This window comes from Leifsonia lichenia, assembly GCF_054780215.1.
The window spans coordinates 275,186-291,169 of the sequence record NZ_BAAGWT010000008.1; the positions used below are offsets into that span (position 1 = coordinate 275,186).

Annotated in this window: 20 protein-coding genes; 10 read left to right on the top strand and 10 right to left on the bottom strand. The window is 70.4% G+C overall.

Going from position 1 to position 15,984, the window contains the following annotated elements:
- Window positions 1-6: 6 nt before the first annotated feature.
- The 6 genes from csrA to ACYVGI_RS14485 all read left to right on the top strand — a co-directional run bounded on the left by csrA (window position 7) and on the right by ACYVGI_RS14485 (window position 4,659).
- Window positions 7-246 (top strand): carbon storage regulator CsrA, encoded by a 240-nt coding sequence (gene csrA / locus ACYVGI_RS14460; protein ID WP_055897444.1) that lies wholly within the window; start codon window positions 7-9, stop codon window positions 244-246.
- Window positions 247-339: 93 nt separating this feature from the next.
- Window positions 340-1,929: an MFS transporter gene (locus tag ACYVGI_RS14465; RefSeq protein ID WP_460633290.1), complete on the top strand. Its 1,590-nt coding sequence runs from the start codon at window positions 340-342 to the stop codon at window positions 1,927-1,929.
- A gap of 2 nt (window positions 1,930-1,931) precedes the next feature.
- Complete coding sequence (locus ACYVGI_RS14470; protein ID WP_460633291.1) at window positions 1,932-3,149, top strand: sensor histidine kinase; 1,218 nt, start codon at window positions 1,932-1,934, stop codon at window positions 3,147-3,149.
- Window positions 3,146-3,772 (top strand): response regulator transcription factor, encoded by a 627-nt coding sequence (locus tag ACYVGI_RS14475; RefSeq protein ID WP_460633292.1) that lies wholly within the window; start codon window positions 3,146-3,148, stop codon window positions 3,770-3,772. Before ACYVGI_RS14470 ends, ACYVGI_RS14475 begins: the two co-directional genes overlap by 4 nt.
- Before the next feature lie 16 nt (window positions 3,773-3,788).
- Window positions 3,789-4,421 carry a TMEM175 family protein gene (locus ACYVGI_RS14480; protein WP_460633293.1) on the top strand — a complete coding sequence of 211 codons (633 nt, stop codon included), beginning with the start codon at window positions 3,789-3,791 and terminating at the stop codon, window positions 4,419-4,421.
- A 37-nt stretch (window positions 4,422-4,458) separates the two neighbouring features.
- Entirely contained in the window at window positions 4,459-4,659 is a 201-nt protein-coding gene (locus tag ACYVGI_RS14485; protein ID WP_460633294.1) for a hypothetical protein, read from the top strand.
- Between the two features lie 196 nt (window positions 4,660-4,855).
- On the opposite strand, the gene ACYVGI_RS14490 is transcribed toward ACYVGI_RS14485, so the two are convergent.
- Window positions 4,856-5,089: a hypothetical protein gene (locus ACYVGI_RS14490; protein ID WP_460633295.1), complete on the bottom strand. Its 234-nt coding sequence runs from the start codon at window positions 5,087-5,089 to the stop codon at window positions 4,856-4,858.
- Window positions 5,090-5,324: 235 nt separating this feature from the next.
- Between ACYVGI_RS14490 and ACYVGI_RS14495 the strand changes: the two genes are divergently transcribed.
- From ACYVGI_RS14495 to ACYVGI_RS14505, 3 genes are all read left to right on the top strand, one after another.
- Window positions 5,325-8,156, top strand: a complete 2,832-nt coding sequence (locus tag ACYVGI_RS14495; RefSeq protein WP_460633296.1) for a hypothetical protein — start codon at window positions 5,325-5,327, stop codon at window positions 8,154-8,156.
- Between the two features lie 132 nt (window positions 8,157-8,288).
- A complete protein-coding gene (locus ACYVGI_RS14500; protein ID WP_460633297.1) occupies window positions 8,289-10,586 on the top strand; it encodes a glycoside hydrolase family 3 C-terminal domain-containing protein in 2,298 nt (765 codons plus the stop codon).
- Between the two features lie 92 nt (window positions 10,587-10,678).
- On the top strand, window positions 10,679-11,047 hold the full coding sequence (locus ACYVGI_RS14505; protein WP_460633298.1) for a hypothetical protein: 369 nt from the start codon (window positions 10,679-10,681) through the stop codon (window positions 11,045-11,047).
- A 103-nt stretch (window positions 11,048-11,150) separates the two neighbouring features.
- Here the strand turns inward: ACYVGI_RS14505 and ACYVGI_RS14510 are convergent, their stop codons facing one another.
- The 5 genes from ACYVGI_RS14510 to ACYVGI_RS14530 form a co-directional block, all read right to left on the bottom strand.
- Window positions 11,151-11,420 carry a hypothetical protein gene (locus ACYVGI_RS14510; RefSeq protein WP_460633299.1) on the bottom strand — a complete coding sequence of 90 codons (270 nt, stop codon included), beginning with the start codon at window positions 11,418-11,420 and terminating at the stop codon, window positions 11,151-11,153.
- Window positions 11,417-11,857, bottom strand: coding sequence for a hypothetical protein (locus ACYVGI_RS14515; protein WP_460633300.1), 441 nt, complete (start codon window positions 11,855-11,857; stop codon window positions 11,417-11,419). Before ACYVGI_RS14515 ends, ACYVGI_RS14510 begins: the two co-directional genes overlap by 4 nt.
- A 3-nt stretch (window positions 11,858-11,860) precedes the next feature.
- A complete protein-coding gene (locus tag ACYVGI_RS14520; protein ID WP_460633301.1) occupies window positions 11,861-12,037 on the bottom strand; it encodes a hypothetical protein in 177 nt (58 codons plus the stop codon).
- Window positions 12,038-12,319: 282 nt separating this feature from the next.
- Window positions 12,320-12,520, bottom strand: a complete 201-nt coding sequence (locus ACYVGI_RS14525) for a hypothetical protein (protein ID WP_460633302.1) — start codon at window positions 12,518-12,520, stop codon at window positions 12,320-12,322.
- Window positions 12,521-12,603: 83 nt separating this feature from the next.
- Complete coding sequence (locus tag ACYVGI_RS14530; protein ID WP_235500541.1) at window positions 12,604-12,882, bottom strand: hypothetical protein; 279 nt, start codon at window positions 12,880-12,882, stop codon at window positions 12,604-12,606.
- Window positions 12,883-12,998: 116 nt separating this feature from the next.
- Between ACYVGI_RS14530 and ACYVGI_RS14535 the strand changes: the two genes are divergently transcribed.
- A complete protein-coding gene (locus ACYVGI_RS14535; RefSeq protein WP_460633303.1) occupies window positions 12,999-13,367 on the top strand; it encodes a cupin domain-containing protein in 369 nt (122 codons plus the stop codon).
- Here ACYVGI_RS14535 and ACYVGI_RS14540 read toward each other — a convergent pair.
- The 4 genes from ACYVGI_RS14540 to ACYVGI_RS14555 form a co-directional block, all read right to left on the bottom strand.
- Entirely contained in the window at window positions 13,364-13,702 is a 339-nt protein-coding gene (locus ACYVGI_RS14540; protein ID WP_460633304.1) for a YciI family protein, read from the bottom strand. The genes ACYVGI_RS14535 and ACYVGI_RS14540 overlap by 4 nt on opposite strands.
- A gap of 77 nt (window positions 13,703-13,779) precedes the next feature.
- A complete protein-coding gene (locus ACYVGI_RS14545; RefSeq protein WP_460633305.1) occupies window positions 13,780-14,553 on the bottom strand; it encodes an SDR family oxidoreductase in 774 nt (257 codons plus the stop codon).
- 4 nt (window positions 14,554-14,557) lie between these two features.
- On the bottom strand, window positions 14,558-15,208 hold the full coding sequence (locus ACYVGI_RS14550; RefSeq protein WP_460633306.1) for an HAD family hydrolase: 651 nt from the start codon (window positions 15,206-15,208) through the stop codon (window positions 14,558-14,560).
- A gap of 53 nt (window positions 15,209-15,261) precedes the next feature.
- Window positions 15,262-15,807, bottom strand: a complete 546-nt coding sequence (locus ACYVGI_RS14555) for an NUDIX hydrolase (protein WP_460633307.1) — start codon at window positions 15,805-15,807, stop codon at window positions 15,262-15,264.
- Between the last annotated feature and the right edge of the window lie 177 nt (window positions 15,808-15,984).

The window sequence follows — 15,984 nt, forward strand, 5'->3', positions numbered from 1 at the left end:
GAAGCAATGCTGGTATTAACGCGCAAGGTCGGGGAGCGGGTGCTCATCGGCGACGACATCGTCGTGACGATCCTGGATGCGCGCGGAGACGGCATCCGCATCGGCATCGACGCGCCGCGCGGCGTCCGCATCCAGCGCGACGAGGTCATCCGCGCGATCACCGAGGCCAACCAGCAGGCCACAGAGTCCGCCGCGACCACCGACGACCCCGAGTCGCTGATCAAGAAGTCGCTCGGCCTGTCCTGACCCGCGTCGCATCCCCGTGTCCACCGATCGGCTGACACGGATGACAGCCGCCGGACGGTGCCGCGCGCGAGCCGCCCCGGCGAGGCTGGAACCATGAAAACCTCCAGCGCGTCGAGGCTCGCGCTCATCGGCCTCATCCTCGCCGTCTCCATGACGACCATCGACCAGACGATCGTCGCCCTCTCCGCCCCCACCATCCAGCAGAACCTCGGTCTCAGCCACGACGGGATGCAGTGGGCGGTCAACGTCTACCTGCTCACCACCGCCGCGTTCTTCCTCCTCGGCGGCCGCGTCGCCGACGTGTTCGGGCACAAGCGCATGGCGCTCATCGGCATCGCCGGGTTCGGCATCACCTCGCTGCTCTGCGGGCTCGCGCCCGCCGGAGACGGAGCTGAGGCATGGCTCGTCGCTGCCCGCGCACTGCAGGGCGTGAGCGGAGCGATCATGTTCCCGGCCGCCATCGGCATCGTGGTCGAGGGCTTCGCCCGCGCCTCCCGCGGAAGGGCCATGGCGATCTTCTTCGCGATCACCGGTGCGATGACCGCGCTCGGCCCGATCGCCGGCGGCTACCTCACCGTGTGGACCTGGCGCGCGATCTTCTGGGTGAACGTGCCGATCGCGATCGCCGCGTTCGTCATCGTGGCCGTCGCCGCGCGGCCGTCCTCCCGTCGCAGGGAGCGCATCGACTGGCTGGGCGCGGCGATCGTGGCGTTGGGGATGAGCGCCATCGTCTTCGGCCTGCAGCAGGCGAGCCCGTGGGGCTGGGACGACCCGTCCGTGTACGGCAGCCTCATCGCCGGTGTGCTGCTGATCGGCCTCTTCATCGTGCGCCAGCGCCGCGTGGCTCAGCCGCTCGTGCAGCTCGCGGCGTTCCGCGACCGCGGGTTCACGCTCTCGACGCTGGCCACGCTGTTCTCATCCATCGCGTTCATCTCGACGTTCTTCTTCCTCAGCGTCTACGGCCAGGTGTCGCTGCAGCTCTCGGCGCTCGACACCGGGCTGCTGTTCCTCAAGTTCTTCATCGGGTTCGTCATCGCCAGCCGCATCGGCTCCGTCCGGTTCGACAAGCACGGCGCCCGCGGTGTCGTCATCCTCGGCGGTCTGGTCGGAGCGGCAGGCTTCGCCTGGCTCGCCGCCTCTGTCACGAACCTCAGCATCCACGCCGGTTCGTTCTTCAACGCGCAGACCATGCCCATCGTGGTGGCGGGCGCCGGCATCGGCCTCATGTTCAGCGCGGTGTCGACGGATGCGGTCAACCGGGCCATCGGCGCCAGCTACGGCGAGGTCACGGCCATCTCGCAGACCATGAAGAACTTCGGCGGAGCGCTCGGCCTCGCGGTGTTCACCACCATCGTCACCTCGCGGCTGACCGACCTCCTCACCGCATCGTTCGCCAAGCTCGGCGCTGGACCTGCGGATGCGCAACGCGCGGTCGACCAGATCTCCGGCGCATCCGGTGGCGGCAGCTCCCTCTCCGCGCTGCCGCAGACCGTGCGCGACCAGATCATGCACGCCGTGCAATCCGACTACGCGTCGAGCGTGCAGTGGGCGTTCATCGGCATGGCCGTCGCCATGGCCGTCGTAGCGGTGCTCGGGTTCTTCTACCCGGCAGGGCGCTCCTCCGCCGAGCCGGTGGAAGCAGCGGACGCCGCCGCCGACAGCGACCGAGCCGCTACAGTCTGAGCGTGGAGACCGTGACCGGGCAGCGCATCACCGACAGAGCCCTCAGCGACTGGCTGTGGTTCTCCGGTGTCGCGACGGCGGCAACGGTGGTGATGATCCTGGCGAACCCGGCCGGCGGGTTCGCCAGTGCCGCGCTCGCGGCCGCCATCGTTCTTGCCCTCGCCCCGGTCTACTGGTTCCTGGCCAGGCCGAGCCTGGCCGGCCTGCGCAGCGACTCGCCGCGCGCCTGGGCGTACGTCGCCATCGCGATCGTCGCCTACCTGATCGCGCTGGGCCTGAACGACTGGACCAACGTCGCGCTGTTCGTGCTCTCACCGCAGTTCTTCCTCCTGCTGCGGCCGTGGTTCGCGGGGGCGGCGATCGTCGCGCTCAACGCCGGAGGCCTGCTCGTGCGGGTCGGGCTCGGGCAGGTCGCGCCCTCCGACCTCGTCGAGCTGATCGGCTGGACCGTCCTGATCATCGCCGTCTCCATCTACTTCAGCAACCGGATGACCACCGTGACCCAGCAGAGCGAGGCCCGGGCGGCCCTCATCGAGCAGTTGCGGGAGCAGCAGACGGAGATCGCCGCCCTCTCCGGGCAGCAGGGCGCCGCCGCCGAACGCGAGCGCATCGCCCGCGAGATGCACGACACCCTCGCTCAGGGCTTCACGAGCATCGTCACACTCGGCCACGCGGTGCAGGGAGAGCTGAGCACCGACCCGGACGCCGCGCGCAGGCACGTCGAGCTCATCACCGAGACCGCGCAGGAGAACCTGCAGGAGTCGCGCCGCATCATCGCCGCGATGACGCCGGGCAGGCTCTCCGAGGGCTCGCTCGCGCAGGCCGTCGAGCGGGTCACTCGCCGCTTCGCCGACGAGACAGGGGTGGATGCGCGGTTCAGCTCCACCGGCACGCCCCGCCCTGCGCCGCCCACCGCCGAGGTGGTCGTGCTGCGGGTGGCCCAGGAAGCGCTGGCGAACGTGCGCAAGCACGCCGCGGCGGCGAACGTGAGCGTGGAGCTGGCGTACATCGACAGCGGCGACCATCCCGCTGCCATCTCGCTCGCCGTCTCCGACGACGGCCGCGGCTTCGACGGGGACGCGCCGCGCGTCGGCTACGGGATCGACGGGATGGCCTCGCGTGTGCGGGAGGTGGGTGGCGCGTTCGAACTGGACGCGCATCCCGGTGCTGGAACGACGGTGCGCGTCACCGTCCCCGCCGAGGAGGAGGAGCGCGCGTGATCCGCATCGTCCTCGCCGACGACCACCCGATGGTGCGCGAAGGCATCCGCGGGATGCTGCAGAGCTACGACGACATCGACGTGGTCGGCCAGGCATCCAGCGGGCCGGAGGCGGTGTCGCTCGTCGCAGCCCTGCATCCGGAGCTGGTGCTGATGGACCTGCGGATGCCGGGCGGCGACGGTGTCGACGCGACGAAGGCGATCGTCTCCGCGCATCCGGGAACCAGGGTGGTGGTGCTGACGACCTACGAGACGGACCAGGACATCCTGCGCGCCATCGAGGCGGGGGCCAGCGGCTACCTGCTCAAAGACATCGCCCCTGCCGAGCTGGCCAGGTCGGTGCGCGCTGCTGCGGCGGGCGAGACGGTGCTCGCCGGATCGGCGGCCACGGCGCTGCTCAGCAGGGTGCAGGGAGGACAGGCGGTGCCGCCTGCGCTCTCTGCGCAGGAGCTCAACGTGCTGCGGCTCGCGGCGGACGGGCGCACCAATGCGGCGATCGGCGCAGAGCTGTTCATCGGCGAGGCGACGGTGAAGACCTACCTGAGCCGCGCGTACGAGAAGCTCGGCGTCTCCGACCGCACCTCGGCCGTGCGGCGCGCCCTGGAGCTGGGACTGCTGGACTGACCGGCAGAATACCCGCATGGCACTGATCAGAACGGAGCGCGGGCTCGACCGGCTCGTCAACTTCTCCGATGCGGCGGTCGCCATCGCGATCACCCTGCTGATCCTGCCGCTCGTCGATGTCGCGGGCGACATCGAGCACCAGTCGGTCGGAACGTTCGTGTCCGCGCACCAGGGCGAACTGCTCGGCTTCGCCATCTCGTTCGTCGTGATCGGCCGGTTCTGGATCATCCACCACCGCGTCTTCGAGCTGGTGCTCGACTACTCCCCGGCGATGATCTGGTACAACTTCCTCTGGCTCGCCTCGATCGTGTTCATCCCGTTCGCCACCAACCTCGTCTCGGCCATCGGCGGCGACCGCGGCGACGTGGATGCGGTCTACATCGGGAACATGGTCGTCGCGACCGTCGCCATGCTGCTCATCGAGCTGCATCTGCAGCGGCATCCGACGCTGCTCCGTGAGGACGCGCGGGGCAGCATCGACCTGCTCCGCGGGCTGACGCCCGCGCTGCTGCTGGTCGTGGCGCTCGTGCTCGCCGTGCTGGTCCCGACGGTCGGGCTGTTCTGGCTGCTGGTGCTCTTCCTCGGTAGGCCGCTGCACGCGCTGCTGGTGCTGGTGTTCCGGGCGCGGGGTTCACAGAGCGGTCGGTGAGGGCTACCGTCGGCGCCACGACTAGGCAGGAGAACCGATGCGTCCCAAGTTTCTGATCATCCTCGTGATCGCCGGCATCGCGTACGTCCTCGGCGCGCGCGCCGGGCGTGAGCGCTACGAGCAGATCACCACGGCCGTCACCTCGTTCTGGAACGACCCCAACGTGAAGAAGGCGCGCCACGAGGCCAAGAAGAACGTCGACAAGGCCCGCAAAGCAGCCCAGAAAAAGCTCCGCTAGCGCGCGCCGCCGCGCCGCCGCGCCGCTAGCGCGCGCCGCCAGCGCCCGCGCTTCGTGCAAAACGTGCGGTCCCGCTCGCCGGAACCGCACGTTTCGCACGACTAGTGCGCGCCAGACTCGTGCGAAAGACGCGGTGCGGTCGCGCTGCACCGCACGTTTCGCACGACTCGTGCGCGCGGCGCGGCGCGCGCACGAGTCAGCGGTCGCGTTCGGTGTAGTCGCCCTGCTCTTCTTCGGTGGTCGCCTCCTGCACCTCGTCGGTGTCGGTGTAGCTGCCCTTGATGTCCGGGTCGGGGCCCACGCCCTCTTCCTCGGTGTACTGGCCGTGGACCGTACGCTCGGTCGGACCCTCGCCGTCCACCTCGGTGTACGTGCCCTCGAGGTCGTCCCGGTCGGCCGGTTCGCGCTCTGGCTGCTCGTTCGTGCTCATCCTGGCTCCTTCCGCCGACGGCACAGCAGACCTCGCTCACCGTCGGCACGCTGTCGTGAGGCAGAGCCTACGCCCGAGCAGGTTGTGCGGCTAGGGATGCGCGGCGCACGTTCGTGCAGCATCCGGCGCCGCCGACATCCCCGGGTCCACCGCGCACCCGGCGTGCACAGAACGGTAGACGACAAAACCTCATTCGGAGTAGTGTTCGCCCGTCACCAACGACGGGGTGGGCACCATGACGGACAGCACCACAGGAAGCGCCGACGGCGGGCTGCAGCAGCCCCACCACATCCTCGAGTTGCGCATCCACGGGATCAAGAACACGCCACCGGCCGAGATGCTCGGCGTCGACAAGGCCGACCTGCGCCAGTACCAGGGGGATGAGAACGGCGGCTTCTGGCTGCCGACCCGCCTGCCGGAACCAGACCCGGACGACGACACCCCGAACCCCGCCGTCCCTCCGCCGGATGTGCGGCGCGAGGCGTACTCGTGGGGCGCGATGGCCAGGTACGGCGGGGGAGCGCTCGTCATCATCGGCCAGTTCTTCGTGCAGATCGCGTGGCTGCTGCTGCTCCCGTTCGGGCTGACGAACAGCGCGTACTGGACCAGGCGCATCCCGAACCAGCGAGCGGGCGGCGAGTGGCGCGGAGGTGTGGGCGTGACCTCGCTGCGGGTCTTCGCGCTCGGCCTGACGCTGCTGTACGTGTGCGCGCTCGGCTCGGTGAGCCTCGACCTGATCGGCACCCAGTGCCTCGGCGGCGCCGCCTGTCCCGCGCTGCCGTCCGGCGTCGTCGACTTCCTCGCCTCCGAGTTCCTCGCCGAGCGCGGACGGCAGCTCGCCGTGCTCTCGCTCCTGCCCGTGGCCGGTGTGGTCGTGCTCTACCTCGTCTCGCACAGCGCGCGCACCCGCTACGAGGCCGGGATCTTCAACACCGTGCGGCGGATGCGCACGGCGGACACCCCCGGCCGCGCCACCGAGCGCAGGCCGCTCAGCGTCGAGGGCTTCTGGCAGCAGTCCCGCGTCGGCTCTCCGACCGAGTGGCTGCACCTGGCCGGTGCGCTCTGCCTGATCTCGCTGCTGCTCGTCTGGGATCGCGTGTTCGCCGGCGCGCCAGGCTGCGGTGAACTGCAGTCCTTCGGGCCGAGTGGATGCGTCTCCCGCCTCTTCGGGCCGGGCGGCGGCCTCTGGTACTTCACCGTCGCCGGCATCGTGTCGGCGGCCGGCCTGGTCTGGATCGTCGTGCGCATCGTGCGCTCCTCCGACACGATCAACCACTCCGGCGAACGCCTCGACGCGTTCCTGCGCGACGAGCAACGGCGCAGGGAGTCCGTCGCCGCGACGACGCTCGCCGTCTCGGTGGTGCTGTACCTGCTGGTGGGGGTCGCCCTCTTCCTCAACGGCGCTTACCACCGCTCCCCGTCGTTCGCGTTCCTCGGCCTGGTGTCCGCTCCTTCGATCATCCTCGGCGTGCTGGTCGCCATCTGCCTCTCGGCGCTCGGCTGGCGCCGCGGCGTGCCTCACATCCTCTCCATCGCGCTGATGACCGTCTCCGGGCTCACCTTCCTCATCGGGGTGTCGATGAACCCGGCGAGGCTCGGCGGGCAGCCAGGCGCACTCCAGTGGGTGTTCTACCTGATCGCGGGGCTGTTCCTCGTGGCGCAGCTCGTGCTCGTGGGGGTGTGGCCGCGCATCCACGGCACACGGGACCGGTTCCGCACGGAAGGGTGGGCCGGGATGGGTCCAGGCGTGTGGATGCTGCTGTCACTCGGCGCTGCGATGATCCTGTCCACCCTGCTCGTGCTCGGCGTGCAGAGCTGGCTCGGCAGCGGCACCCCGGCCTGTGGGTGCGCCGCCCCGGTCGGCCGCGCACTGGAAGCGCCGATCGCGTACAGCAACTTCGGCGACGTCATCCCGATGATCGCGGTGCTGCTCCTGCTGTTCGTGGCCGGCATGGTGGTGCTCCGGATGCTCTGGGTCCCCAAGCTGACCACCCCGCCCACTCCGGGCGGCACGCGCCCGCTGCTCGAACCAGTCGACGCTTACAAGGACGGCGTGATCGAACGGGGAAGGACCACGGACCGCCTCGCGATGAAGATGCTGCGCGCTCGCCGCTTCGCCGCCCTCTTCCACCGCGGCGAGCCGATCCTCGGGGTGCTGGCCGGGTTGCTCGCGGTCGGGTTCGTGGCGGCGCTCGCTGTGTCGAAGACGCAGTTCTTCGCGTGGATCGACGGGTTCGTCGCCCCGGCGCTCGGCCTGATCGCGGTGAGCGCGGTGGTGATGATCGCCGAGAATGCGATCACCACCAAAGAGCGCCCGATCGGGGTGATGTGGGACCTGATGTGCTTCCTCCCGCGGGCAGGGCATCCATTCGGTCCTCCCTGCTACGCCGAGCGGGTGGTGCCTGAGCTGCGCGACCGCGTCGTCGACTGGCTCACCCACGACCTGAAACCGCCGCCCGGTCTGACCGTCGCCGAGCAACTCGCCTGGAAGGAGGAGCAGGAGGAGGACGCGCTCGCCCGCGACCGGCCGTACCGGGTGATCCTCAGCGCGCACAGCCTCGGTGCCGTGCTTGCTGTCTCCTGCCTGTTCACGCTGCGCCCCGACCAGCAGGATGCGCTCCGCAACGTCGGCCTCCTCACCTACGGCACGCAGTTGCGCACCTACTTCGGGAGGTTCTTCCCCGAGCTGTTCGGTCCTGGCCCGCTCGGCACGCCCACCCAGCTCACGCCGTCGCTGCGCCGCGCCGACCCCTGGTACACGCAGGTGCAGGCCGACCACGGCGGCACCGATGTGCCGCCTCCGCCGCCGGACACCACCGACCCGACCCTGGTCGGCCTGCTGACGCAGCCGGACGGCGCGATCGCCTGGTTCAACCTGTGGCGCCGCACCGACTACCTCGGGTTCCCGGTCTACAGCCACCGCGCGAACCCGGTCGACGGCGGTGCGGACGAGTTCGGCCCCCCGCGCTACCTCGTGAAGGTCGCCACCCACCCCAACTACCAGGCCACCCCCCAGTACACCGCCAACCTCTCCCGCATGATCGCCCTCCTCTCCCGCTCCCGCTGACCCCCAGCAATCGAGCCCAGGGTTATTCACCGCAAAACCCGTTCTTAAGGTGAAAAAGCCTGGGCTCGATTGCTTCGAAACCGAGCAGTGTATGGTATTCGCAGCGACAGATCAGCCGTTCGAAGGAGAAACATGGTCAGCTTGCCCCGTGCATCCGAACTGAGCACCGAAGAGAAAGCCGCTCTCACCAGCGGGAAGAGCTTCTGGGAGTCCGAAGGCGTCGAGCGCGTCGGCATCCCGTCCATCTACCTCACCGACGGCCCGCACGGCGTGCGCAAGCAGGCGCAGGGCGGCGACCATCTCGGCATCGGCGACAGCGTTCCCGCCACCTGCTTCCCTCCCGCCGTCGCGCTCGGCTCGTCGTGGGATGCGGAACTCCTGGAACGGGTCGGCGCCGCGCTCGGCGAAGAGGCGAAGGCGGAGGGAGTCGGTGTGCTCCTCGGCCCCGGCATCAACATCAAGCGCTCTCCGCTCTGCGGCCGCAACTTCGAGTACCTGTCGGAAGACCCCATCCTGAGCGGTCGGCTGGGCGCCGCCCTCGTGAACGGCCTGCAGTCGCAGGGCGTCGGCGGCTCGCTCAAGCACTTCGCCGCGAACAACCAGGAGACAGACCGCTTGCGCGTCAGCGCCGACATCGACGAGCGCCCGCTGCGTGAGATCTACCTGCGCGGCTTCCAGCACGTCGTCCGCACCGCGAAGCCGTGGACCGTCATGTGCTCGTACAACCGCATCAACGGCGTCTACGCCAGCGAAGACCCGTGGCTGCTCACCCGCGTGCTCCGCGACGAGTGGGGCTTCGACGGCGTCGTCGTCTCCGACTGGGGCGCTGTCAACAACCGGGTGGATGCGCTGGTCGCCGGCCTCGACCTGGAGATGCCGTCGAGCGACGGCGTCACCGACGCGCAGCTCGTCGCCGCCGTCGGGGACGGCTCGCTGGACGAGTCCGTGCTCACCACCGCCGCCGACCGCGTCATCGACCTCGTGCAGAAGGCTGTCGACCACGCAGACCCCTCCGCGACCTACGACAGGGATGCGCACCACGCGCTCGCCCGCGAGGTGGCAGGGCGCAGCGTGGTGCTGCTCAAGAACGAGGGCGTGCTGCCGCTCGCTGCGGCCTCCGGGCGCAGCATCGCCGTGATCGGCGAGTTCGCGCGCACCCCGCGCTACCAGGGCGCCGGCTCGTCGCAGATCGTGCCGACGCGCCTCGACAACGCGCTGGACGAGATCCGCGCCATCGCGGGCGAAAGCGCCGTGACCTTCTCAGCCGGTTACGCGCTCGGCGACGCCGGCTCGGACGCCGGCTCGGACGCCGGCCCGGACGCCTCCGCGCTCACCGCCGAGGCCGTCGCCGCCGCGCAGGCCGCCGACGACGTGCTGGTCTTCCTCGGCCTCCCCGGCGAGGACGAGTCCGAGGGCTTCGACCGCGAGCACCTCGAACTGCCCGCCGCGCAGACCGCCCTCCTGGATGCGGTCATCGCGACCGGCGCGCGCGTCACCGTCGTCCTCTCCAACGGCGGGGTCGTCCGCGTCTCCGGCTGGGCGGACAGGGTGGCCGCGATCGTCGAAGGCTGGCTGCTCGGGCAGGCGGGCGGCGGCGCTGTCGCTGACGTGCTGTTCGGGGTGGTGAACCCGTCCGGGCGTCTGGCCGAGAGCATCCCACTGCGGCTGGAGGACACCGCGTCCTTCCTCAACTTCCCCGGCGAGAAGGGGCACGTGCGTTACGGCGAGGGCCTGTTCGTCGGCTACCGCGACTTCGACGCACGGGATGCGGACGTCAGCTTCCCGTTCGGTCACGGTCTCTCGTACACCTCGTTCGCCTTCTCCGGCCTGACGGTCGCCGCCGCCGAGGACGGCGACGGCATCGAGGTGTCTGTCGACGTCGTCAACACGGGAGACAGGGACGGCCGCGAGGTCGTGCAGGTCTACGTGTCCGTTCCCGGCTCGTCGGTGCAGCGCCCGGTGCGCGAGCTCAAGGGCTTCGCGAACGTCGCGGTGGGGGCCGGTGCGACCGAGCGGGCGACCGTGCGCATCCCGAACGAGGACCTGGCGTTCTACGACACGGCGCAGGAGCGCTGGACCGTGGAGGCCGGGGAGTACGAGGTCACGGTCGGGGCATCCTCGCGCGATCTGCGCGGTTCGGCGACGGTGACCCTCGCTGGTGACGCCGGGCTGCCGTTGCTCGCGTTCGACTCGACGATCGGCGAGTGGCTCGCCCACCCGATCGGAAGTCAGATCCTGATGGGCGCGCTCGCCCAGTCGGGCGGAGGCGCGGTCGCCGGGATGCTCGACGACCCCGGCCTGCGCCGCATGGCCGAGTCGATGCCGCTGAACCGCGTTGCCGCCTTCCCCGGCAGCCCGGTGACCGCCGAGCAGATCCAGCAGCTCGTGGCGGCGGCGAACGCGGCGACCGCGGCCAACCAGCCGGCGTAACCTACACCGCTGCCGTACCCGTCTGAACCCCCTTGCGAGAGCGAGGGGGTTCAGCGTTTGGTGGAGGGGAACCGAGGCGAGAGGAGCACCGGATGAGCGACACCAGCGGACTGCCCAACACCGACAGCGAGGGCGTGCCAGTGGAGGAGGACACGAGCCGCTTCGAGAGCGGGAACGGGAGCGGGAACAGCGCCGACGCCGACCGTGACGCGCAGACAGAGGAGCCCACCGAGACCGCGGACTCGCCCGGCGCGGGCGCGGGCGGCGACAGTGGCTCCGCCGACAGTGGCTCCGGCGACAGTGGCTCCGCCGACTCGGGCGCCCAAGCAGAGCCCGACCCCACCACCGGGACCGCCGCATCCACCGGCGTCGACGGCGCAGAACCGCCGCCCGCCGAACTCGACCCGGCGCAGAACCCCTCCAACCCCGACCTCGTCGACACCACAGAGGCCCCCGACTGACCCCACCCCCGCCCCCAGCAATCGAGCCCGCAATTAATCACGCTTTCGGCGACGTTTAGCGTGAATAACTGCGGGCTCGATTGCTGGGGCTCGATTGCTGGGGTCAGCGGGGGAGGCGCGTCCAGCGGTGGATGACCACGGCTCCGGCGACGCCGAGTGCAGCGGCGCAGAGCGCCCCGGCGAACACCAGGCCGACGCCGAGTCTGCTCAGCCCGGTGTCCGTGGCGAACTGGGGGCGCGTGGCGGCCAGCGCGAGCGCCGCCGCGAACAGGAACAGCATGAAGCTGGCGAGGTACCCGGTGAGCGCGTCGCTGCGGGCACGGAAACGGGTGCTGCGGTCGCTCAGTTCGCTCAGATCGCTCAGCTCGCTCATCGGGCCAGCAGCCCGTCGATGACGTCCGCGATGCCGACCCCGTCGTCGTCGGCGCGCCGCAGCAACTCGGCGTAGGCCTCCCCGGAGACGCCGATCAGTTCCTCGTCGCGCTCGGGGCTCACCCTCACCCGGTTCGGTACGGGCAACTGCAGCAGACGCCGCTCCCGCAGGAACACCAGATTGTCCGCGACCACGATCCCCATGCCGCCTTCGCGCTTCACCAGGGTGAGCCGTCCGCCCTCGACCGCGTCCATGAGTTCGGGGTAGCGCATCCCGCACATCTGCAGCAGGTCGGAGACGAACAGGAACTCGGGCAGCTTGTCGAGGTACTCCTGCAACACTGCGGCCCGCAGTCGCCGCAGCCCGGGACGCGGTTTGCCGCCCCCTGTACCGCCGACGAGGGTGAGGTGCCGTGCTGCCGTGGGTTTCGCCGCCATCGGTCAGAGCCCCAACGGCGAGAGCGTGTCGACGAGGAGCTTGCCGTACAGCGCGTCCAGCAGGGCCAGGCTCCCCAGCAACCCGCCGACGAGCACGACGCTCGCCACCGCGCACACCACCACGATGGAAACGAGTGGATGCGGTCCCCGCGGTGCGCGGACATCGTCGAGCATGGTCATGGCCGGTCTCCTCTGTGGTCTGAACCGTGGGTGGGGCCCGACCGGCCCCACCCACGAAGGACGCCGACACACCCGGTTCGGACGCCCGTGAGAGACCGCTGAGGCGAGCACCTCGCGCGATGGGATGTCTCTCACGAGATGAGACGCGGCTCTGTCGAGATCCTGACGCGGGAGCGGGAGAAAATTTCAGGGAGCGGCGGGGGATGAGCCCGAGCGATCAGCGCGTGCGATCAGCGCGTGCGAACAGCCCGAGCGATCACCGCGTGCGAACAGCCCGAGCGGTCAAGGCCGCTGCTGCCGGGAGAGGTACAGCCACGCGGCGCCGATCGCCAGCCCGACGATGCACAGAGCGACGCCCGTCACCAGCACGGGCGAGCTTCCGCCGACGCGCGGCAGGACGAGGCCGAGGACGAAAGCGACCACGCCGACGTTGATGAGCACGGCCGCCACCCAGCCGAGAGTCGTGCGCAGCGTCGCTTTCACGTTCGTATCGTAGGCCAGGGCAGCGCCGGCCTGGCGGGGGCGCGCATCCCGAGTGCGGCGATTCGCGGCGCGGGCGCCCGGGTTCAGGCTTCGCCCTGATTGCCTGTCGCGCCCGGAGCCGGTTCGAGGGCTTCGTTGATGAGCGACGCGACCAGCATCTTCCAGTCCGACCCCTCGTGCAGCGTCTCGACGTGGCCCGGCGGGATCGCGCCGAAGACGGGCTCGTGCTCCTCGCCCTCTCTGGAGACCCTGATCAGCACGCCGAGTTCGGCGTGGGAGTCGTCGAGCACGACCCACCGTCCTGGCGCCTGCTTCTCCACGTGGAAGATGCGGCTGCGGTACGGGAATCGCGTGCTGGACATTTCGAGCTCACTGGCGGACATGGCGTGCCCCTCTCGTCGGATGCCTCAGGCAGCATCCAACGCCCGCGCGGCCCGCGGCGCAAGAGTTTTGTACCAGCGGACGTATGTTTGGTGCCATGACCGAAACCGTCCACAACCTCGACGACGCCATCGCAGCCATCGCAGAGCACTGGCAGCCGCACCGGCTGACGAGCGTCAACGACTACGACGTGAAGGTCGTGAAGCTGCTCGGCGAGTTCGTCTGGCACACCCACCCGGACACCGACGAGCTGTTCCTCGTGCTCTCCGGCAGGCTCACCATCCAGCTCCGCGACGGGGATGTGCACCTCGGCCCGAACGACGTGTTCGTCGTGCCGCGCGGGGTCGAGCACTGCCCGCTCGCCGACGAGGAGGTGCGCGCTGTGCTGTTCGAGCCGAAGGGCACGGTGAACACCGGGGACGCCGGCGGCGAGCGGACGAGCCCGCTGCGGGAGCTGCCGCTCTAGCTCGCGGGGTCGTACATGAACTCGCGGAGCTCCTGCGAGCACCGGCACGACACCGCGATCCGCCTGGCCCACTCCACGGCGTCCTCGCGCGTCGCCAGTTCCAGCACGGTGAAGCCGCCGGTGAGGCTGCTGCCGGGGTAGAGCTCTGTGCTCACGGAGCCGTCCGCGGAGACCAGCACGGGACCGACGTCTTCCGCGATCCCGCCGCCGAACACGTAGACACCCGCGGCCTTGGCCTGCTCGATGACGGCGTGGGAGTCGGCCGCGACCGTCGGCAACTCGTCGGCGGTGACCTGCATCGCGTCACCGGGGAAGGAGATGAGGTATTTGGTCATGCGTCGATGGTGCTCCCGGACGGGCCGGGCGGCAAGTGGGGCCGGGCGGCAAGAGGGGCCGGGCGGCAAGCGGGCCGCTACAGCCCGCCCGTCACCCGGATGGTCGTCCCCGTCGCGTACGACGCGTCAGGCGAGAGCAGCCACGCCACCGCGCCGGCGACCTCCTCCGGCTGGCCGCCGCGACCGAGCGGAACGGTCGGCGCGACGATGTCCGGCCGGCCGGGCTCCGGGTGGAAGTCGGTCCAGATCGTCCCCGGCGCGACGCCGTTGACCCGGATGCCGAGCGAGGCGACCTCTTTGGAGAGGCCGACGGTGACCGCATCCACTGCCGCCTTCGCCGCCGCGTAGTGGATGTACCTGCCTGGGCTGCCGAGGTAGGCGGAGGCCGACGAGATGTTCACGATCGCGCCCCCGTCGGCGCCGGGTGCGCTCATCGCGCGCACGGCGTGCTTCGCGCAGATCAGCACGCCCACCAGGTCGACGTCGATGTCGCGCCTCACCGCCGCGATGTCCGCGTCGGCCAGCGGCCCGAAGGCGCTCGCCGACCCGGCGTTGTTCACGAGTCCTGTCACCGTGCCAAGCTCGGCGGCGGCCGCGAAGACGGCCTCGACCTGGGCTTCGTCCGTGGTGTCGACCGCGCAGGTGATCGCGCGCCGGCCGGATGCGCGCACCGCCGCGGCGACCGCCTCCGCGGCGGAGGCGTCGCTGCGGTAGCAGACAACGATGTCGTGACCGTCGGCGGCGAGGCGGCGGCTGATCGCGGCGCCGATGCCGCGACTCGCCCCGGTGACGACGGTGAGAGGGGCGGCGGTGCTGGACGGGTCGGCGGTGCTGGGTGCGGCGGCGGACATGCTTTCAGAGTATTGCGTCGAGGTTCTCCAGCAGCGCGGCCGGGTCGTCGAACACGGCGAACGCTCCGGCGTCGGTGAGTTCCCGCGCGCCGACGCCGCCGCTGAGCACGCCGACCGAACGCACGTGCGCGCGCGCCGCCGCGGTCAGATCCCACACCGAGTCGCCGACCATGATCGCGTCGGACGGCGTCGCGCCCGCCCGGTCGAGGGCGACCTCCAGGATGCCCGGGTCGGGCTTGGCCGTCTGCACGTCGTCGCTGGAGGTGGTGGCGTGGATCGCATCCGGAGCGTCGATGGTGTCGAGCAGCAGCTCCAGCTCGTCGTCCGGTGCGGAGGTCGCGAGCACCACGGCGATCCCGCGGGACGCGATGGCGCGCAGCAGCTCCTGCACCCTGTCGAAAGCGCGCAGCCGCGGCGCAAGCTCGTTGTAGTAGCGGGAGTGCAGGTCGGAGGCGTCGCGCATCCACTGGTCGTCGTGGTCGCCCGCCACAGAGCGGAGCAGGCGGTCGGAGTCCTGCCCGATGGAGCGGTGGATGCGCCAGGCGTCGGTGGGCGATCCCAGCTCGGCGAGCGCACGCTGCCAGGCGTCGACGTGCAGGAAGTTGGAGTCGACGAGCGTTCCATCGATGTCGAAGAGCACTGCGGTGACGGTCATGATCCCTGTCTACTCGCCGCTGGACGGCGCACAAGCCCGGGCGTGCTCCGCCGTCAGGCAGGCAGGCGCTCGCGTGCGGTGCGCAACCGCTTCTGCAGGCCGGGCACCGCATCCGTTGGGAGTGCGTCGAGCTCGAACCACTCGACCGCCTCGCTCTCGTCGCTGACGATCGGCACCGCATCCCGTGCCGTCTCCGCGGCGAACAGCAGATCCAGGTGGATGTCGCACCCGTTGAAGCGCTCGCCGAGCTGCTGCGCCTGCAGGTCCACGGCATCGTCCGACAGCATCCGGAACGACTCCAGCCCGCTCTCCTCGCTCACCTCGCGCGCGGCCGCCGCCGCGATGTCCGCATCCCCCTGCTCGAGGTGGCCGCCGAACTGCACCCAGAACCGCCCTTTGCGGTGGAACGCCAGCAGCACGCGCGTGCGCTCCTGGTCGAACACGACGCAGCTCGCGGTGACGTGCACGGGGCCGCCCTTGAACAGCAACTCTTCCCCGCCCCGGATGCGCGTGGCCACCGAGTCGAACAGCGTCCGCTCCGGCCGCCCGAACCAGGGCGGCGCCGTGGTGAAAAACGTGGTGGCAGTCTCGCGGTCCACGGTCCTCCTCGGTGCGACGCTCTCTGGGGCGGCTCTCGGTTGCCTCCGAGAGTAGCGCTCCGCGCGCCCCGCCGATACAGTTCCGCCGCCTCGGATGGCAGGGGGTGAGGAAGCCACGGGGCGGCGAAACTATGGCGTTCGGCGACGCCACTCCGACGCTACGCGCCGCCCGCATCC